This is a genomic window from Nocardia sp. NPDC004415 (assembly GCF_053602435.1).
Genome location: NZ_JBSGDP010000017.1, coordinates 75786 through 93838, shown reverse-complemented (window position 1 = coordinate 93838; position 18053 = coordinate 75786). Strand labels below are relative to the sequence as shown.

General features: G+C 70.7%; 19 protein-coding genes. 6 read left to right on the top strand and 13 right to left on the bottom strand.

What is annotated here, in order from left to right:
- Positions 1 to 4 precede the first annotated feature (4 nt).
- Positions 5 to 1363 carry a putative glycoside hydrolase gene (locus tag ACWEMY_RS11250; protein WP_452389886.1) on the bottom strand — a complete coding sequence of 453 codons (1359 nt, stop codon included), beginning with the start codon at positions 1361 to 1363 and terminating at the stop codon, positions 5 to 7.
- 90 nt (positions 1364 to 1453) lie between these two features.
- Here ACWEMY_RS11250 and ACWEMY_RS11245 point away from each other — a divergent pair, with 90 nt between their 5' ends.
- A complete protein-coding gene (locus ACWEMY_RS11245; RefSeq protein WP_452389885.1) occupies positions 1454 to 2455 on the top strand; it encodes a polysaccharide deacetylase family protein in 1002 nt (333 codons plus the stop codon).
- Between the two features lie 2 nt (positions 2456 to 2457).
- On the opposite strand, the gene ACWEMY_RS11240 is transcribed toward ACWEMY_RS11245, so the two are convergent.
- A complete protein-coding gene (locus tag ACWEMY_RS11240) occupies positions 2458 to 3750 on the bottom strand; it encodes an outer membrane protein assembly factor BamB family protein (RefSeq protein WP_452389884.1) in 1293 nt (430 codons plus the stop codon).
- A gap of 124 nt (positions 3751 to 3874) precedes the next feature.
- On the opposite strand from ACWEMY_RS11240, the gene ACWEMY_RS11235 reads away from it, so the two are divergent.
- Both ACWEMY_RS11235 and ACWEMY_RS11230 read left to right on the top strand, forming a co-directional pair.
- Complete coding sequence (locus ACWEMY_RS11235; RefSeq protein WP_375929405.1) at positions 3875 to 4621, top strand: acyltransferase; 747 nt, start codon at positions 3875 to 3877, stop codon at positions 4619 to 4621.
- Positions 4622 to 4655: 34 nt separating this feature from the next.
- The gene (locus ACWEMY_RS11230; protein WP_452389883.1) at positions 4656 to 5219 is read left to right on the top strand and encodes a DUF1697 domain-containing protein; all 564 of its coding nucleotides are present in this window, start codon (positions 4656 to 4658) and stop codon (positions 5217 to 5219) included.
- Here the strand turns inward: ACWEMY_RS11230 and ACWEMY_RS11225 are convergent.
- Together ACWEMY_RS11225 and ACWEMY_RS11220 are read right to left on the bottom strand one after the other, a co-directional pair.
- The gene (locus tag ACWEMY_RS11225; RefSeq protein ID WP_452389882.1) at positions 5216 to 5527 is read right to left on the bottom strand and encodes a hypothetical protein; all 312 of its coding nucleotides are present in this window, start codon (positions 5525 to 5527) and stop codon (positions 5216 to 5218) included. The two genes, ACWEMY_RS11230 and ACWEMY_RS11225, sit on opposite strands and share 4 nt — an antisense overlap.
- Positions 5524 to 6507, bottom strand: a complete 984-nt coding sequence (locus tag ACWEMY_RS11220) for a helix-turn-helix transcriptional regulator (RefSeq protein ID WP_452389881.1) — start codon at positions 6505 to 6507, stop codon at positions 5524 to 5526. The genes ACWEMY_RS11225 and ACWEMY_RS11220 overlap by 4 nt, the downstream gene beginning before the upstream one ends.
- A gap of 107 nt (positions 6508 to 6614) precedes the next feature.
- Here ACWEMY_RS11220 and ACWEMY_RS11215 point away from each other — a divergent pair, with 107 nt between their 5' ends.
- Positions 6615 to 7016, top strand: coding sequence for a RidA family protein (locus tag ACWEMY_RS11215; protein ID WP_452389880.1), 402 nt, complete (start codon positions 6615 to 6617; stop codon positions 7014 to 7016).
- A 52-nt stretch (positions 7017 to 7068) separates the two neighbouring features.
- Here ACWEMY_RS11215 and ACWEMY_RS11210 read toward each other — a convergent pair whose 3' ends face one another.
- The 9 genes from ACWEMY_RS11210 to ctaD form a co-directional block, all read right to left on the bottom strand.
- Positions 7069 to 8244 (bottom strand): THUMP-like domain-containing protein, encoded by a 1176-nt coding sequence (locus ACWEMY_RS11210; RefSeq protein ID WP_452389879.1) that lies wholly within the window; start codon positions 8242 to 8244, stop codon positions 7069 to 7071.
- Positions 8245 to 9222: a class I SAM-dependent methyltransferase gene (locus ACWEMY_RS11205; RefSeq protein ID WP_452389878.1), complete on the bottom strand. Its 978-nt coding sequence runs from the start codon at positions 9220 to 9222 to the stop codon at positions 8245 to 8247.
- 88 nt (positions 9223 to 9310) lie between these two features.
- Positions 9311 to 10087: an enoyl-CoA hydratase-related protein gene (locus tag ACWEMY_RS11200; RefSeq protein ID WP_375929412.1), complete on the bottom strand. Its 777-nt coding sequence runs from the start codon at positions 10085 to 10087 to the stop codon at positions 9311 to 9313.
- A gap of 9 nt (positions 10088 to 10096) precedes the next feature.
- Positions 10097 to 10903: an NUDIX hydrolase gene (locus tag ACWEMY_RS11195; RefSeq protein WP_452389877.1), complete on the bottom strand. Its 807-nt coding sequence runs from the start codon at positions 10901 to 10903 to the stop codon at positions 10097 to 10099.
- Positions 10904 to 11085: 182 nt separating this feature from the next.
- Positions 11086 to 11925: an ABC transporter ATP-binding protein gene (locus ACWEMY_RS11190; RefSeq protein WP_375929414.1), complete on the bottom strand. Its 840-nt coding sequence runs from the start codon at positions 11923 to 11925 to the stop codon at positions 11086 to 11088.
- Between the two features lie 100 nt (positions 11926 to 12025).
- Complete coding sequence (locus ACWEMY_RS11185; protein ID WP_452389876.1) at positions 12026 to 12787, bottom strand: peptidyl-tRNA hydrolase; 762 nt, start codon at positions 12785 to 12787, stop codon at positions 12026 to 12028.
- 33 nt (positions 12788 to 12820) lie between these two features.
- Positions 12821 to 13243 (bottom strand): hypothetical protein, encoded by a 423-nt coding sequence (locus ACWEMY_RS11180; RefSeq protein WP_375929416.1) that lies wholly within the window; start codon positions 13241 to 13243, stop codon positions 12821 to 12823.
- A gap of 81 nt (positions 13244 to 13324) precedes the next feature.
- Complete coding sequence (serB, locus tag ACWEMY_RS11175; protein ID WP_278263685.1) at positions 13325 to 14554, bottom strand: phosphoserine phosphatase SerB; 1230 nt, start codon at positions 14552 to 14554, stop codon at positions 13325 to 13327.
- 81 nt (positions 14555 to 14635) lie between these two features.
- A complete protein-coding gene (gene ctaD, locus ACWEMY_RS11170; RefSeq protein ID WP_375929417.1) occupies positions 14636 to 16378 on the bottom strand; it encodes an aa3-type cytochrome oxidase subunit I in 1743 nt (580 codons plus the stop codon).
- Between the two features lie 306 nt (positions 16379 to 16684).
- On the opposite strand from ctaD, the gene ACWEMY_RS11165 reads away from it, so the two are divergent.
- Positions 16685 to 17488, top strand: coding sequence for a VOC family protein (locus ACWEMY_RS11165; protein WP_452389875.1), 804 nt, complete (start codon positions 16685 to 16687; stop codon positions 17486 to 17488).
- A 143-nt stretch (positions 17489 to 17631) separates the two neighbouring features.
- Positions 17632 to 18033, top strand: coding sequence for an AMP-binding protein (locus ACWEMY_RS11160; RefSeq protein ID WP_452389874.1), 402 nt, complete (start codon positions 17632 to 17634; stop codon positions 18031 to 18033).
- The last annotated feature ends 20 nt before the right edge of the window (positions 18034 to 18053 follow it).

Below are 18053 nucleotides of genomic sequence, written 5' to 3'. Positions count from 1 at the left end.
CGGCTCAGGCCGGGTGGATGCCGCCGCCGTGGTAGCGGGTGGCGGCGTTCCAGAGGAAGAAGCTGTCGATGCCCGCGTCGCGGGTGGCGGCTATCTGGGCGGCGATCTCGGCGTCGGAGTAGGTGACGCCGAGGCTGAAGTCCTGGAGCCAGGGGATGACGGCGGCGCCGGTGCCCGCGGTGGCGGTCTGGAAGTCGCGCAGGGAGCGCAGGACGATGTCGTAGGGCTGGGCGTTGGGGTTGGCGACGCCGTATTCGCCGGAGTTCCAGTGCGAGGGGTAGATCATGGGGGCCACGTAGTCGACGCTGCGGGCGATGAGCGGGATGTCCTGGGCGATCTGGTCGGGGCGGGTGGCGGCGATGCCGTAGACGGCGGCACTCAGGTGCGCGCCCGCGCTGTGCACCGGGTAGCGGCTCTGGGCGAGGAAGTCGGCGACGGCCGTGGTGGGGGTGCCGGTGAGACCGGCGAAGTGCATGCTCGACAGGCTGCCGTCGGGGCGGCGCACGTAGTCGTACATGATGCCGTCGAAACCGAGGCGGGCGCCTTCCACCGCGAGATCGATGTTGTAGCGGCGCACCTCGTCGTTGGCCACATTGGTGAAGGCGATCGGGCCATAGTGGCTGGAATACGGCTGCCCGGAGGGGTTCTGGACGACCCAGTCGGGTCGGCCGTTGTGCCAGGCCCACGCGGCGACGGTCGGATCACGGAAGGCGACGATGCGCCCGACCACCCGCAGGCCGAGATCGTGCAGTTGCTTCAGCGCCGAGGGCGCGTCGTAGATCGCGGCGACCGCGCCGGATTCGCGGGCCAGCGGCACCTGCGAGTCGTAGCCGACGACGCCGTCCTCGTCCTTGATGTCGAGTTGCACGGTGTCGATGCGGCCCTGCCTGGCCAGGTCGAGCACCGCCTCGCGCAACCCCTCGTGTGACCAGGCGTGCGCGGTGACGTGCACCGCCCGCATCCGCGGCAGCGCCGTCGCGGTGACCACCGTGCTGCGGCTCTCGTTGCCCGCCGCGTCCACCGCGACGACCTCGAGCGCGGGCGCCCACGGCACCGAGAGTTCGAAGGCACCGTCCGGACCGGGCGTGGCGCTCACCTCACCGACCGACACCCGCTGCGCGTCGGCGGCGGTGCCGCGCAACACGACCGGCGCGCGATAGGAACCGGGTTCGGCGGGCGCGACCTGAAGCATCGGCGCCAGGGCGTCCGCGGCGGGCATCCCCGCCGATCTGCTCAGCGCGAATCCGGCCACCAGTGCCACCACGACCGCCGCGAGGACGGCGCCGCAGGCGATCGTCGCCCCTCGCCGTCGCGTGACCGACCCGAGCCGCAATCCCAACGCCCACACCGCCTTCCGGTCCATCCGTCAGGCCACTATCCCGCAGACCGGGCGCGCACCGACGGATATTCGAAGATCGCAGGAAAACCTCGGCCGCCCCGTAACATTGCCCCGATGGCGGGTGGTCCGACGACGGTACTCCGAGTTCTGCTGCTCCTCGCGGTGACACTCACGGCATGCACCGCGGAAAACGCGGCGGCGCCCGTCGAGCCGTCCGCGGCACCCGCGCCGGTGCCCGCCGCACCGCCCGATCCGGCCGCGGTCGCCGCCAATGAACTGGGTCTGGTTCCGGTGCTGATGTACCACCAGATCACCGCGAATCCGGCGGGCGAGTACGACCAGACCCCTGCCGAGTTCCGCGCCGAACTCGAACGGCTGTATAGGGAGAACTACCGTCCGGTCACCGCCGCGCAGTATGTCTCCGGCGAGATCGACCTCCCCGCCGGAACCCACCCCGTGGTACTCACCTTCGACGACTCCACCGACAGCCAGCTCGCCTTCACCGCCACCGGCGACATCGCCCCCGACAGCGCGGCGGGCATCCTCGCCGAATTCGCCACGCGCTACCCGGATTTCCGTCCGGTCGCCACCTTCTACGTCAACAACGAGCCCTTCGGCGCCGACCCGCGCGCGCTGCCCTGGCTGACCGCGCACGGGCACGAGATCGGCGCGCACACCGCCGACCACGCCGACCTGGCGAGCCTGGACGCCGAGGGCGTGCAGCGTCAGCTGGTGCGGAACGTGCGCGCGATCGCCGCGGCCGCGCCGTCGGTCACCGTGCGTACCATGGCCCTCCCGCTGGGCATCCACCCCCGCGACCACGCCCTGACGCGCGCGGGCAGCTGGGACGGAACGGCCTACACCTTCGACGCGGTGATGCTGGTCGGCGCCAATCCCGCCCCGGCCCCGTTCGGCCCGCTGGACCCCGGCGGCATCCCGCGCATCCGTTCCGGCCGCGGCGCGGTCCCGTTCGACTCGGCCTACTGGCTGGACTGGCTGGCCGCCCACCCCGAACAGCGCTACACCGCCGACGGCGACCCGGCGCGCGTCTCCTTCCCCCGGCAGCTCGCCGGCGACCTCGACGCCCGCTGGTCGGCCCCCGCCAACCCGTACTGAGCTCAGACCTCCGGGGCGAAGGCGAAGATCTCGCCGAGGCGGGTGGCGACCACGACCTCGCCCTCGGGGCCGATCGACGGGCCGTTGACGGTGCCGGTGGCGTCGGGGAGGTGGTCGGAGTCGAGGGTCTCGCCGGTGGTGGTGTCGAAGGTGATGAGGTTGAGGCCCGCGCCGATGGCCGCGACGGTGTAGCCGACACCGCCGGTGGTGAGGGCGGGGGTGCCGCGCAGGGCGAGATCCTTGCGTTCCCAGACGAGTTCGGCGGCCTCGCCGGTGTCGCGCAGGGCCGTCAGGTGGCCGTCGTCGCCCGCGGGGACGATCAGGCCGTCGGCGAGCGCGATGCCGCCGCGCGGGGTCCAGCCCAGCGCGTGGGTCCAGCGGGTGCTGCCGTCCTCGGTGTCGACCGCGATGAGCCTGCCGCTGTTGTCACCGAGGTAGACGGTGTCGCCGTCGGCGGAGAGGGTGGGGCTGGTGGCGCTGCCGCCGGTGAGCATCTCCGCGCTCCAGTCCTGGGTCACCTTGCCGTCGGCGTAGCGCATCGCGCGCAGGGCGGCGGCGGCCTTGCCGGGCTCCCAGACGGTGACGTAGAAGCGGCCGGTGGCCGGATCGACGGCGGTGGTGTTGGCGACCGCGCAGCGCGGGCCGCCGGTCTCGCAGTCGTCGAGGCCGTCACCGGAGGCGGGCCTGGTCAGGCCGGGGAACTGCAGGAAATCGGGCTCGCCGAGCAGTTGCAGGGTGGGCACCTCGCGGCCGCCGGTCTGGCGACTGAGCACGTCGACCTGGCCGGACTGGGTCACCGTGAGGACCTTGCCGTCACCGGTGAACTGGATCGCCACCGGCACCCCGGCCACCGGCGTGCGCCAACGCGGCTGGCCGAGGTAGTTGAACGAGTTCACCGCGCCGTCGTCGCCGACGTAGACATTGCTCACCCCGTCGACCACGGTCGGCGCCTGGATCGTCGAGGGTCCGAGCTGATTGCAGAAGCGCTTGCGGCCGGTGCGCATCTGATAGGAGAAGACCGCGCAGTTCGCGGTGCTCGTGGTGACGAACATCTGGCCCTCGGGACCGATGGTCAACGGCTGAGCGATCGGCCCGCCGACCGGCCGTGACCAGCGCAGCGCCACCTCCTTCGCGCCGTCGAGGGGGGCGGCACCGGTATTGCCGCCGTCGTGATGCACGGCGGGCCAGCCCTTTCCGGCACCGACGGTGATGTCGTCCACATCGGTTCCGCACCCGGCCAGCGCCACCACTCCGGCGGCAGCGAGCGAGGCAACGACGCGAGTCCGGGTTCGCACCTGCTGATCTCCCTGGGTAATCGGGGTAGGGCACTGTTGGTGTGCGCTGACGAAAGTACTCTGTGTACCCGATGACCGAATCCCCGGGTGGCAGGCCCGGCGGATCACGACGGGAGAGTACTTCGTGACGAGCATGTGGGGTGCGCCACTGAGCGCGCGCTGGCGTGGATCGCGCCGCAGGGATCCGCAGCAGGCCCGCTTCCTGACCAGGGACTCGTTGCGCTGGGTGCTCGCCAACCGCGCCTACACCCCGTGGTACCTGGTCCGCTACTACCGGCTGGCGAAGTTCCGCCTGGCCAACCCACACATCGTGCTGCGCGGGATGGTCTTCCTCGGCCGCAATGTGGAGATCCACGCGACCCCCGGCTTCGCCCGCATGGAGATCGGCCGCTGGGTGCACATCGGCGACGGCAACGCCATCCGCTGCCACGAGGGTTCGCTGCGCATCGGCGACAAGGTGGTGTTCGGCAAGGACAATGTCGTCAACACCTACCTCGACATCGAGATCGGCGAATCCACCCTGGTCGCCGACTGGTGCTACATCTGCGACTTCGACCACAAGATGGACGACATCACCCTGCCCATCAAGGACCAGGGCATCGTCAAGAGCCCTGTCCGGATCGGCCCGGACACCTGGATCGCGGCGAAGGTGACCGTGCTGCGCGACACCCGGGTGGGTCGCGGCTGTGTACTCGGCGCCCACGCCGTGGTGCGCGGGGACGTGCCCGACTACAGCATCGCCGTCGGCGCGCCCGCCAAGGTCGTCAAGAACCGCAAGGTCGCCTGGGACGCCACCGCCGAGGAACGCGCCGCCTACCTGGCCGCCCTGGCCGACATCGAGCGCAAGAAGAACGCCGCCGCCGAGGCCTGATCCGCCGGGCCGGTGACGGTCGTGGAGTCTGTCGGTGGGTGTGGGTAGCGTCGGCGGCGTGGAGAGCTATGCGGCGCTGCTGCGCGGGATCATGCCCACCAACCCGAACATGAAGAACGAGAAGCTGCGCGGGGTGTTCGAGGGACTCGGTTTCGACCGGGTCGCCTCCGTGCTGAGCAGCGGCAATATCGTCTTCCGCACCGGCGACGACCCGGCCGACCTGGAGGATCACATCCAGCAGGGCCTGGTCACCGAGCTGGGCATCCCCGGCGGCACCATCGTCCGCAGCCACGCCGTGCTGCGCGCCCTGCTCGACCGCGACCCGTTCGAGGGCCTGCCCCACGAACGCGGCTCCTACCTCACCGTCACCTTCTTCAAGCACGAGATGCGTGACGCCGACACCACCGCCTTCACCGACGACCCGCTCACCCGCGTCATCGGCTACGACCCCGAGGCCCGCGCCTTCCTCACCGTCATCGACAACAGCACCGGCGCGACCCCCGACTTCATGGCCCGCCTGGACAAGACCTACGGCAAGGACATCACCACCCGCACCTGGCTCACGGTGCAACGGGTGGTGAAGAAGATCGAGGGCTAGAGCCCGCCCAGGGCGATGCGGGCCTGGTCGACCTCGGCGCGCAGGGGGTCTTCGGAGGGGTCGTCGGCTTCGGGTGGGGCGGGGTCGGTCGGGTAGTCGCGGACTTCGGAGTCCACGCCGTCGAGGATCCAGGCGAAGTCCTCGCCGACCTGTTCGCCGTCGGCGGTGGCGAGGCGGCGGGCGGACCGCCATTCGGTGAGGAAGTCGGCGCGGGTCATCTCGCCATCGGCGTAGGTTTCCATCAGGGTGAGTTGCTCGGCGACGGCGCTGTCGTCGTCGACATCGGCGGGGGTGTGCCAGACGGTCATCGGGGGCCTTTCGGAGTGTCGTAGTGGGTGGCGAAGGCGGTGGCGCGGTCGCGTAGGGCGGTGCGCAGGGCCGGTGGGGACAGGGCTTCGGCGGCCGTGCCGAGCTGCCACAGGGCCCATTCGGCGTGCCGGGCGTCCTGGAAGGTGACCTCGAGGCGCAGCAGGCCGTCGGGGGTGGGTTCTTCGGCGAGCACGGCCAATGCGGTGCCGACGAGTTCCTCGCGGCGCGCGGGGGCGAGCAGGAGTTCGACGGTGAGCTGCGCGCCACCGGCACGGAAACGGGTGCTGCGGTCCTGCCAGGCGCGGTCCAGGTCGACGCGGGCCGGGCGCTGGGCCGGTTCCGCCAGTTCCTCGGCGGCGTGCACCCGGGCCAGCCGGTAGGTGCGGTCCTCGCCGGATCGGGTGGCCAGCAGGTAGCCCTGGTCGCGGACGACGACCAGGCCGATCGGGTCGACGGTGCGCCACCGCGGCGGCTGGTCGACGGCCGCGTAGTGGATGCGCAGCTTGTGACCGGCCAGGACCGCGCGCCGGATCTCGGCCAGGATCGCGACGGGCACCTCCTCGACGACCTGTTTGCGGGCCAGCAGATCCGCTTCGGGTTCGATGAGCAGCCGCTGCGCCACATCGGTGGCGGTGTCGCGATAGCTCTCGGGCAGCGCGTCGACCACCTTGAGCATGGCCGAGGCCAGCGCCGAGCCGAGCCCGAAAGCCTGGGCGCCCCGGCGTGATCCGGCGATCAGCAGGGCCAGGGCCTCATCGTGGTTGAGGCCGGTGAGTTCGGTGCGGAAACCCGGCAGCAGGGCGAAACCGCCGTGCCTGCCGCGTTCGGTGTAGACGGGCACCCCGGCCGTCGACAGCGCCTCGATATCGCGCAGGACGGTGCGCGTCGACACCTCCAGTTCGGCGGCCAGCTCGGCCGCTGTCAGCCTGCCGCGCCGGCGCAGCAGCAGCACCAGCGCCACCAATCTGTCCGCGCGCACACCGGAAAAACTAGCACCGAATACACGACACAAGATGTCGTGATTCGCTGTGAGGCTTGCTGCTACGACGTCGAGGGACGTCGGTCACCGAATCGAATGGAGCTGATGTGGCAGCGCAACGTACGGCCGTCAACCCTGTGGACTGGTCGCTCGAGCTGGGGTTCAACCAGGGCGAGCTCGTCATCGGGGCGACCCGCACCCTGTACTGCTCGGGACAGACGGCCATGAACGCCGAGGGCAAGCCCGAACACCCCGACGACCTGCCCGCCCAGCTGGCCCTGAGCCTGGACAACGTCGAAGCCGTCCTCACCGAGGCGGGCATGACCCTCACGAACCTGGTCCGCCTCAACGTCTACACCACCGACGTGGACCTGCTCTTCCAGCACTACGGCGTCCTCGCCGCCCGCCTCGCCACCGCGGGCGCGGCCCCGGCCACCACCATGCTCGGCGTCACCCGCCTGGCCATCCCCGGCCAACTCATCGAACTCGAGGCCACCGCCGTCGACTGACCCACCCCCGCCGCCTCCACACCCGGAGGCGGCGGTCCGGCCGCCGTGCTCGTCAGGCGCGCGACGGGGCGCTCGCCGTGCACAGGAAGGCGACGCCGGTGCGGCCGATGCGGGTGATCACCAGGGTGTACGGGTGGGAGCCGCGGAGTTTGAGTTTTTTGCGCAGGGCGTCGGGGTCGAGGTCGATGCCGCGGACGAGGATTTCCAGGGAGCCGCAGTCGCGGCGGGACAGTTCCTGGCGGAGGGCTTTCTCGCGGAGGTCGAAGCGGTCTTCGATGCGGAAGCCGCGGACGCCGGGTGGGACGGTGTCGCCGGTGAGGTAGGCGATCTGTGGGTCCAGTTGCCAGAGGCCGTGTTTCGCGGCGTAGTGACGGACCAGGCCCGCGCGGACGATGGCGCCGTCGGGGTCGATGATCCAGTCGCCGGGGGCGCGGTCGGGGATGTCGTCGGGGTCGGTGTCGGTGAGCGTGGTCGCGCCGCCGTGGGAATCGAGGACGGTGGCACGGCGGGTGACACCGGGTTCGGTGAGGCCGGGCGACCACAGGCACGCCTCGCGCACCGCGCCGTCGAGGGAGACCACCTCGATCTCACCCGCCCAGCCGAGCCGGTCGAAATCCAGGCCGGGCGCGGACTTCACGGCGATGTCGCGGCCCGCGTAGGTGGCCAGCAGATCGGGCAGTGGCGGCTGGAGTTTGGCCGGATCGTAGGTGCGGCGGCCGTCGGCGCGCCGGGCCGGATCGGCGATGATCACGGTGTCATGGGAGGTGGGGGTGAGGGCGTCGGCCCTGGCCAGCACGACCGGCGCGATACCCAGGTTGTGCGCGGCGATGGCGAGGCGGACTTCGTCGAGATCGCTGCCGATGACCGCCGGGCAGGTGCGCGTGAGTTCGGCCAGCTCGGCGCCGATCGAACAGGTGACATCGTGGACCGCGCGACCGGCCAGCCGACCGGCCCGATGCCGGGCGACCAGCGCGGGCGTGGCCTGCTGCAAGGCGTCGTCGGTGAACAGCCAGCCACCGGACCCGGGCAGCTTGGCGACGGCCTTGCGCCGCAACCGCACCGTCTCGACGAGGGCGGCGGTGTGTTCGCCGTGGGTGCGGCGCACCTGCTCGATATCGCGCAGGTGCGTCGCGGGGGTCAGCTCCAGCCGGTCGACCTCGGCGAGCGCGGCACGGCCTGCCGCGCTGCCGAGATAGGCGATGTCGTCGCGGCCGAAGCGGTAGCCCACCTACTTCTGCGCGGCGCCCGGCTTCACGCCGGTGATCATCGCGTTGTAGAAGAACTCGCGGGGCACGACCTTGCGCAGGACGTTCTCGTCGAGCCAGCTCAGGCCCAGCCACGCGCGGTACTGCGCCATGCGGTAACCCACGGTCAGCTTCTCGTCGGGGACGGCGGCCTCGAAGGTGCGCACCGGCCAACCCCACAGGGCGGCGGCGAATTCCTCGGTGGTGGCCTTGACGTCCACGGCACCGGCCGACTTCGCCTTCTTCTCCAGCTCGCTGGGATCGAAGGTGTGCAGGTCGACGACGGCCTCGAGCGCGGCGGCGCGCGAGGACTCGTCCAGTTCGGTCTGCGGACGGCGCCAGCCGGACAGGAACGGCAGCTTGGTGACCTCGGTGGTCACCTTCCAGGTCACCTGGCCGAGCTTGCGGGCGTAGAAGTTGCCGACGGTGGTCGGTTCACCGGCGAACACGAAACGGCCGCCCGGCTTGAGCACGCGCAGGCACTCCTTGAGCGCCAGCTCCACGTCGGGGATGTGGTGCAGCACGGCGTGGCCGCAGACCAGGTCGAAGGTGTCGTCGTCGTAGGGGATGGTCTCGGCGTCGGCGACGCGGCCGTCGACATCGAGACCGAGGTTCTCGGCGTTGCGCAGCGCCACCTTCACCATGCCGGGCGAGAGGTCGGTGACCGAACCCGACTTGGCCACGCCGCCCTGCATGAGGTTCAGCAGGAAGAAGCCGGTGCCGCAGCCGAGCTCCAGGGCCCGCTCGTAGGGCAGCGGGGCGTCGCCCACGGCCAGGTCGAACCGGCCGCGCGCATACGCGATACAGCGCTCGTCATAGGAGATCGACCACTTGTCGTCGTAGGTCTCCGCTTCCCAGTCGTGATACAGGACCTGGGCGAGTTTGGTGTCCTTCAGCGCTGCTTCGACCTCGGCCTCGGTGGCATGCGGGTTCGGCGCCGGGTCATCGGGGTGGACCGTCATAACAGCACAGCGTAATAGGAGACCCTCAGCACGCGGTGAGCGGTCTTGTTTCCGGCCGTTCCACCTGGTCGGTCGACCGGGACTCCGCTCAATGGCCGGTGAACACCGCGCTGTTCGGGCCCTCGGCGGCGAAGGCGCGGGTGCCGGTGCGGGCGTCGTCGGTGTCGAACAGGGCCGACCATTCGGTGACCGCCGTGGAGTGGCCGTGCGGGCCCGCCTCGAACACCGCTTTCGCGGCCGCGAGGGCTCGGGGCGCGGCGGTGACGAACTGTTCGGCCCAGCGGCGGGCGGCGGTCAGGACGTCGTCGGGGGCGACGACCTCGTCGACCAGTCCGAGCGCGGCGGCCTCCTCGGCGTCGACGAAACGGCCGGTGTAGACGAGGTCCTTGGCCCGGCTCGCGCCGATCAGCTGGGTGAGCCTGCGGATGCCCGACAGCGGGATCAGCCCTGCCTTGATCTGCGGCAGGCCGAGCTTGACATTGTCGCCGATGATCCGGTGGTCGGCGCCCAGCGCCAGCTCGAGCCCGGCGCCGAGGCAGTAGCCGGTGATCGCGGCGACGGTCGGCTGCGGGACCCGGGTCAGGCAGCCCAGCGCGCTCTGCAGGTCGGCGGCCATGGCGGCGGCCTGCCCGGAGTCGAGCTCGGCGAGCTCGCGCATCTCGTCGCCCGCGCTGAAGACCCGCTCGTCACCGGAGACGATGAGCGCGGCCACCCCGGGATGCTGGGCCACCGTCGCCGCCGCGGCGGCCACCTCCCTGGCCAGCTGGGCGTCGACGAGGTTCAGCGGCGGACGATCGATGCGCAGCAGCGCGACGCCGCGAGCGGAGGGCTCGGCGGGCAGCTCGAGGGTGACGAATTCGGCCATGCGGCCAACCTACCGGCCGCCCAGTGCACCCAGCTGCGGCAGCTCCGCGAAATACCGGGCATTGTCGGGGAAGTCGGTGAGCGGCAGGCCGTCACCGGTGGGGGTGTAGGTGGGCATGATCGGGGTGATCGGCCGTTCGGCGGCCAGCACGGCGGCGGTGTCGGCGAATCCGCACAGGGCGTCGAGCTGCGACCAGGTGGGCGGCAGCAGCACGTGTTCGCCCGCCTTCCAGCTCGCCAGCGCGGCGCCGGGGCTCGCCCAGGCCACCCGGGCGGCCTCGGAGGTGGCGCCGTCGGCGCTCTGGCCCTGGGGCAGCACGGCGACGAAGAAGCGGGTGTCGTAGCGGCGCGGTTCGGCCACCGGGGTGATCCAGTTGGACCACGGACGCAGCAGATCGGCGCGCAGCACCAGCCCCTCGGCCGCCAGGAATTCGGCCAGCGAGAGTTCACGGCGCTCGAGCCTGCCGCGTGCCTCGCGGTAGTGGGTGGGGTCGTCGACGACGGTCTGCGCGGTCGGACCGGCCAGCAGCACGCCGCATTCCTCGAAGGTCTCGCGCACGGCCGCGGCGACCAGCGCCTGCGCGGCCGGTTCGTCGGTGCCGAAACGCTGGGCCCACCAGTCCGGCCCTGGCCCGGCCCAGGCGATGTCGGCGGTGGCGTCGGTGCGGTCGACCCCGCCGCCGGGGAACACGGTCATCCCACCGGCGAAGGCCATGCCCTTGACCCGCTGCTGAAGGAAGACTTCCAGGCCCGCGTCGCCGTCGCGCACCAGAATCACCGTCGACGCGTCCCGCACGGGCACCCCGGACTCACTCATACCGTTCCTCTCCACCTGCGCGCACCCGCGACGACCTGGGGCCGTGCCTGGTGTGCTCGGGCCGGTGCGCCGATGCACCGGCCTGTCTGCACCCTAACGCCCGCTTGGTTCGCCACGGTAACGGTTCAGGCGCGCGCGACCCGGCTTCCCGCTCAGTGGACGGTTCAGCCCGCCTGCGCGGTTCAGGCCCGGCGGTGCTGACCCGCCCGCCGCGCCCGCCGGGCGAACCAGCGCCCGTCGACCCGGTCCAGCGCGATGGACTGACTGAAGGCGGCGCTGAGATTGGCGGCGGTGAGCACGTCCTCGAGCAGGCCCTGGCTCACCACCTCCCCTTCCTTGAGCAACAGCGCGTGGGTGAAGCCCGGCGGGATCTCCTCGACGTGGTGGGTCACCAGGACCATGGCGGGCGCGTCGGGGTCGGCGGCCAGATTGCCCAGGCGTTCGACGAGCTCCTCGCGGCCGCCGAGGTCCAGGCCCGCGGCGGGTTCGTCGAGCAGCAGCAGTTCCGGGTCGGTCATCAGGGCGCGGGCGATCAGCACGCGCTTGCGCTCGCCCTCGGACAGGGTGCCGTAGGTGCGGTCGGAAAGGTGTTCGGCGCCCAGGGTTTCCAGCATGTCGACGGCGCGTTCGGTGTCGATGCGGTCGTAGCGCTCGCGCCAGCGGCCCAGCACCGCGTACCCGGCCGAGACCACCAGGTCGCTGACCTTCTCGTCGACGGGGATGCGGCTGGCCACCGCCGCCGAGGACAGGCCGATGCGCGGGCGCAGTTCGGTGACGTCGACGCGACCGAGCGTCTCGCCCAACAGGTTCGCCGCGCCGGAGGTGGGATGGATCTCGGCGGCGGCCATTCTCAGCAGCGAGGTCTTGCCCGCCCCGTTGGGGCCGAGCACCACCCAGCGTTCGTCGAGCTCGACCTGCCAGGTCACCGGGCCGACGAGCGTTCGGCCCGCGCGGCGGATGGTGACGTCGGAGAAGTCGATGAGCAGATCGGGATCGGGATCGGGTTGCGACACGCGCTCCATCTTGGCCCACCCGGGCACTTTGCGGAACGACCGGCCCGGGTCGGATTCACGCGACCGGGTCACACGGTGCGCGGAGCTCGTCGCGCGCGTGTCGGCCGGGTCAGCGTGCGGCGGGTACCGCGATCACCGTCATCGAACCCGGTGCCACTTCGGTGAATCCGGCGTCACGCACCGCGACCGCGCGGCCCGCAGCCACCTCGGCGGTGAGCCGGGCCCACCGTTCGGGATCGGCGTCGCGCACCGCGCAGCGCAACTCGCGCGCGGCCCAGTCCTCGACCGTGTCGAGGGGCAGCGCACCGGCCAGCAGCATGCTCGCGTGCCCCACCTGCGCGGCGGCCTTGCCGACCGACATCTCCAGCGCCGCGTTCACCCACAGCACGGGCAGGGTGGGGTCGGCCGGTCCCGGCTCGTCGTGTTCGAGATCGGTGCCGCCGATCTGGAGTCTGCGTACGCGCGGGTCGATCTCGCCGACCGGTCCGGGGACGAACGCGCGGGCCTGCGCGCCGTCGACCTCGACGGTCACCCCGTCGACCTCCCCCGCGGCCACCCACTGCGCGCCTCTGGCCCGGCGCGCGACCTTCCTGATCCGCGACCGCTTCCACGCCAGATACCGCGACTCCCATTCCCCGTCCGGCCCCGATCGCGGGTCCAGGCACACGGCCAGCGCCGACGCGGCCGCGGCGGCCAGCAGGGCGCTGCGCGCGGGCGGGTCGGTCTTGGGGATGTGCAGCACCATCTGCATGGCCTGCACCAGGGCCGGGTCGGCCGGGTCGCCCGCGCCGCCGTACCCCCGGGCGAGTTCGGCGTGCAGCGCGGCGAAGGTGTCGGGGGCGTCCACGGTGCCGGTCGATTCGTCGCTCATCGTCGGATCAGCCTAATCGAACCGGACGGACGCTCACTTCACCTGGACGTCGAGGAAGAAGGCCGGGGCGGGCCGCACCGGCGCCTTGTTGGCCGGGCTGTAGCTGTATTGGAGGGCGGTATCGCCGGGCTGGACCGTCCGGTAACGCCAGATCGTGGCATTGCCGTCGGCCACCGGACCGCCGTCGGCCACCAGGATGCCCGCCTCGAAGTTCACCACCGCCCACTGGTCCGTGGAATCGGGCGACTGCGGTAATCGCACGTGCAGGCGGCGCCCGACGGGCATCACCACCGTGCCCCCGTTGACGGTCTGGTCGATCAGCACCGGCGGCGCCGGATCGGCGGGCTGGTACTCCGGCAGGACCACCGACGTGGGTTCCGGATCGTCGCCGCCACAGCCCGCGGTCAGCGCGCCCAGACTCGCCACGGTGACCAGCACGAACAAAGTCCTACCCACCGCAGCCTCCCAGTGACGAACAGTGACGACGACGCGGAACACCTCGTCGTCACTCTACGTCCCGGCAGTCTCGTTTCGGCGTCAGCGACCGAGCAGCGGCACCCGTCGCACGCCGCCGTCGCGGGCGTCGGCGGCCTCGACCTCGTCGCGGGTGACGCCGAGGATGAACAGCACCGCGTCCAGATACGGATGCGACAGCGCCGTGTCGGCCACCTCGCGCAGCGCGGGCTTGGCGTTGAACGCCACGCCGAGCCCGGCGGCATTGAGCATGTCGATGTCGTTGGCGCCGTCACCGACCGCGACGGTCTGCTCCATCGGCACGCCCGCGTCGGCGGCGAACTTGCGCAGCGCGGTGGCCTTGAACGCCCGGTCGACGATCTCGCCGACCACCCGGCCGGTGAGCTTGCCGTCGACGATCTCGAGGGTGTTGGCCTGCACGAAGTCGAGTTCCAGCTCGTGCGCGAGCGGCTCGATGACCTGCCGGAACCCACCGGAGACCACCCCGCAGCGGAAACCGATGCGGCGCAGCGTGCGGATGGTGGTGCGGGCGCCGGGGGTGAGCTCGATGCGGTCGGCGACCTCGTCGATCACCGAGGCGTCCAGGCCCTCGAGCGTGGCCACCCGCTGACGCAGCGACTCGGCGAAGTCGAGCTCACCGCGCATGGCCGCCTCGGTGACCTCGCGGACCTGCTCCTCGACCCCGGCGTGCGCGGCCAGCATCTCGATGACCTCGCCCTGGATGAGCGTGGAGTCCACGTCGAAGACGATGAGCCGCTTGGCCCGCCGGGCCAGGCCCGCGCGTTCCACCGCGATGTCGACCTGTTCGGCGACGGCCACGTCGGCCAGCGCGGTGCGCAGCCGGGAGTCGGTGTCGGCGCCGGTGTCGGTCGCGGTGACCATGAGTTCCATGCCGGTCACCGGGTAGTCGGCGATGCCGCGGATGGTGTCGATATTGGCGCCGAGGGCGGCCAGGATGCGCGAGATGGCGCTGAAGGCGTGCGCGGTGACCGGGGCGCCCAGCACGACGACGGCGTGCGTGGACATCGGCGGCTTGCCGATCTGCGCGTCGACGGAGACGTCGACCTGCATGCCGACGGTGTTCATCGCCTCTTCGAGGTCGTCCTGCAACGCCTCGGGGTCGTTGGGGCACGACACCAGCACGCCGAGGGTCAGCCGCCCCCGGATGACGACCTGCTCGACATCGAGCAGGCTCACCTGATGCTTGGACAGCGCCGTCAGTAGGACCGACGTGACGCCGGGCCGGTCGGGGCCGGTGACGGTCACGAGAACTGTGGTGTCGGCCAAGTCGATCTGCTCCGTTCGATTACCCACAAAAAGAGTGTGCACCTGCTGGTCACCCAGCAGGTGCACACCCTGGTCTTACGGTGTTTCCTACTTCTTCGCGAGCGCGCCTTCGCCGGCGTGCGCGTTGTGCTTACCCGAACCCCAGCCGACGTGCGCTTCGGCCTTCATGCGCTCGACCATGTGCGGGTAGTGCAGCTCGAACGCGGGACGCTCCGAACGGATGCGCGGCAGCTCGTAGAAGTTGTGGCGCGGCGGCGGGCAGGTGGTGGCCCACTCCAGGGAGTTGCCGTAGCCCCACGGATCGTCCACGGTGACGACCTCGCCGTAACGGTAGCTCTTGAACGTGTTCCACACGAACGGCAGCATCGACGAGCCCAGGATGAAGGCACCGATGGTGGAGATGGTGTTCAGCGTGGTGAAGCCGTCGCTGGGCAGGTAGTCGGCGTAGCGACGCGGCATGCCCTCGGCACCCAGCCAGTGCTGCACCAGGAAGGTGGTGTGGAAGCCGACGAAGGTGGTCCAGAAGTGCCACTTCGCGAGGCGCTCGTCCATCATGCGGCCGGTGATCTTCGGGAACCAGAAGTAGATACCCGCGAAGGTGGCGAACACGATGGTGCCGAAGAGCACGTAGTGGAAGTGCGCGACGACGAAGTACGAGTCGGTGACGTGGAAGTCCAGCGGCGGCGAGGCCAGGATGACGCCCGACAGACCACCGAAGAGGAAGGTCACCAGGAAGCCGATCGACCACAGCATCGGTGATTCGAACGTCAGCTGACCGCGCCACATGGTGCCGATCCAGTTGAAGAACTTCACACCGGTCGGGACCGCGATGAGGAAGGTCATGAAGGAGAAGTACGGCAGCAGCACCGCGCCGGTGGCGTACATGTGGTGCGCCCACACCGCGATCGACAGCGCCGCGATACCCAGCGTCGCGTAGACCAGCGTGGTGTAACCGAAGATCGGCTTACGGCTGAAGACCGGGAAGATCTCGGAGACGATGCCGAAGAACGGCAGCGCGATGATGTAGACCTCGGGGTGGCCGAAGAACCAGAACAGGTGCTGGTAGAGCAGGATGCCGCCGGTGGCCGGGTCGTAGATGTGGCCGCCCAGGTGGCGGTCGTAGGCCAGACCGAACAGCGCCGCGGTGAGCAGCGGGAAGGCCAGCAGCACCAGGACCGAGGTCACCGCGATGTTCCAGGTGAAGATCGGCATGCGGAACATGGTCATACCGGGCGCGCGCAGGCAGACCACGGTGGTGAGCATGTTGACACCACCGAGGATGGTGCCCAGACCGGAGACGGCCAGGCCCAGGATCCACAGGTCGGTGCCGACACCGGGCGAGTGCAGGATGTCGGTCAGCGGCACGTACGCCGTCCAGCCGAAGTCCGCCGCGCCACCGGGGGTCACGAAGCCCGCGGTCGCCATGGTGCCGCCGAACAGGTACAGCCAGTAGCTGAACGCGTTCAGGCGCGGGAAGGCGACGTCGGGGGCGCCGATCTGCAGCGGCAGGATGATGTTGGCGAAGCCGAACACGATCGCGGTCGCGTAGAACAGCAGCATGATCGTGCCGTGCATGGTGAACAGCTGGTTGAACTGCTCGGGCGAGAGGAACTGCAGACCCGGGCGTGCCAGCTCGGCGCGCATGAGCAGCGCCATGAGACCGCCGACCAGGAAGAAGCTGATCGCCGTCACCAGGTACATGGTGCCGAGCACCTTGGGGTCGGTGGTGGTGACCGCCTTGTAGAGGAACGAGCCCTTCGGCCCGGTCCGGGCCGGATACGGTCGAGTCGCTTCCAACTGAGGGACTGGCCTGGGCTCTACCGCAGTCACTGATCCTCCTGAAGATGCCTGTACGTCACTCGCAGCGTCGGCCCCGCCTCGGGAGGACAGCAGCAGACATGCGTTGAAGTGATCGTAAACCGTGCTGCCGCAGCATTCCGCGCGGGTCCTACTCTGTGTCGTATTCGGCGCGCCGTAGACGGCGGGCCGAGGACCGTCTCGATCTTCCTCCGCAGGTCCGGCGGGTGCAACGGTTGGCGGCGATGACTTTTCGGCCTTCGGCGCGTCATGATCGATGACGGTGCGCACCGTGCCCACCGCCTCTGTCGAACCACCTGTCGAACCGAGGAGTCCGCTATGACCATCACCTCCAAGCCCGGCGATCCCGTCTGGGCCGACCTCTACACCGCCGACCTGGACCGCGCGATCGCCTTCTACGGCGAACTGTTCGGCTGGACCGCCGAGCGCGGCGGCCCGGAGTTCGGTGGCTACACCACCCTGAGCAAGGACGGCCGGGCCGTGGCCGGGGCGATGGCCAGGCTGGAGGACCCCGCCGACGTCTACCCCGACCGGTGGACGGTCTACCTGTCCTCCCCGGACGCGGCGGTGACCGTCGCCAAGGCGAGCGAGGCGGGCGGCCAGGTGTTCGTGGCGCCGATGGCGGTCGCCGATATCGGCACGATGGCCGTGCTCGCCGATGTCGGCGGGGTGGGCGTTGGTGTCTGGCAGGCGGCCTCCTTCGGCGGGTTCGAGGCCAGGGGCACGGTCGCCGACGGCACCTGGTCCGACCATGTCGGGGTGCCGTCCTGGTTCGAGCTGATGACGCGCTCCTACGAGCCCTCGCTGGCCTTCTACCGGGACGTCTTCGGCTGGGACGACACCTTCACCGTCGCCGATTCCGACGAGTTCCGCTACACCACCCTGCACGCCACCTCCCCCATGCTCGGCGGTGTGATGGACGGCAGCGGGCACCTGCCCGAGGGCCTGCCGGGCGCGTGGACGATCTATTTCGGCGCCGACGACGTCGACAAGACGGCCGAGCAGGCGGTGGCGCTGGGCGGCGCGATCGTCTTCGAGCCGATGGACACCCCCTACGGCCGCCTGGCCGGGCTCACCGATGCCACCGGCGCGCATTTCAGCATCGGCGGCAACAAGCGCTGAGCGGTTCACCCACCTTGGGGTGGTATTCGCTCCCCCTGGGAGCGGCCACCCCACCGCTGGGGTCGCTGTCGGATCCCCCGCCCGGCGGCGAGGGTGGAGAGGTACAGAAAAACACCTCCCACCAGCCTCGAAGGGGACACACGATGAGCGCACCGGCCACCGCTTCCGCCCACAACGTCATCCAGCTGCCGCAGCGCGCGCCGGTCGCGAACGGCCGCCTCGCCGACGCCGATCTGGACCGCTGGGCCAATCGTCTGGCCCGGCTGCTGCTGGCCAGGGGCGCGACGGCAGGCGAGCGGATCGCGCTGGTGGTCGAGCCGCGGATCGAGGCGATCGTCGCCGAGGCGGCCGTGCGCAAGATCGGTGCGATCCCGGTGGCGGAGCACGCCCCCACGCCCCGATTCGGGATCACCGTCCGGGAGCACCGCCCCGCGCTGACCGACGCCGTGGACTGGCTGGTGCTCGACGATCGCGGCACGCTGCGCCACTACCTGGTGAGTTCGGACGCGCCGCTGTCGGGTGCCGATCTGCGCGCTGCTTCCTGATACCCCATTCCGATCCGCGC

Bases quoted from the DNA above. Each gene is read 5' to 3' on its own strand.
- ACWEMY_RS11250 (WP_452389886.1), bottom strand. From the start codon at position 1,363: ATGGACCGGAAGGCGGTGTGGGCGTTGGGATTGCGGCTCGGGTCGGTC.
- ACWEMY_RS11245 (WP_452389885.1), top strand. From the start codon at position 1,454: ATGGCGGGTGGTCCGACGACGGTACTCCGAGTTCTGCTGCTCCTCGCG.
- ACWEMY_RS11225 (WP_452389882.1), bottom strand. From the start codon at position 5,527: ATGACCGTCTGGCACACCCCCGCCGATGTCGACGACGACAGCGCCGTC.
- ACWEMY_RS11205 (WP_452389878.1), bottom strand. From the start codon at position 9,222: ATGACGGTCCACCCCGATGACCCGGCGCCGAACCCGCATGCCACCGAG.
- ACWEMY_RS11200 (WP_375929412.1), bottom strand. From the start codon at position 10,087: ATGGCCGAATTCGTCACCCTCGAGCTGCCCGCCGAGCCCTCCGCTCGC.
- ACWEMY_RS11195 (WP_452389877.1), bottom strand. From the start codon at position 10,903: ATGAGTGAGTCCGGGGTGCCCGTGCGGGACGCGTCGACGGTGATTCTG.
- ACWEMY_RS11190 (WP_375929414.1), bottom strand. From the start codon at position 11,925: ATGGAGCGCGTGTCGCAACCCGATCCCGATCCCGATCTGCTCATCGAC.
- ACWEMY_RS11185 (WP_452389876.1), bottom strand. From the start codon at position 12,787: ATGAGCGACGAATCGACCGGCACCGTGGACGCCCCCGACACCTTCGCC.
- ACWEMY_RS11165 (WP_452389875.1), top strand. From the start codon at position 16,685: ATGACCATCACCTCCAAGCCCGGCGATCCCGTCTGGGCCGACCTCTAC.
- ACWEMY_RS11160 (WP_452389874.1), top strand. From the start codon at position 17,632: ATGAGCGCACCGGCCACCGCTTCCGCCCACAACGTCATCCAGCTGCCG.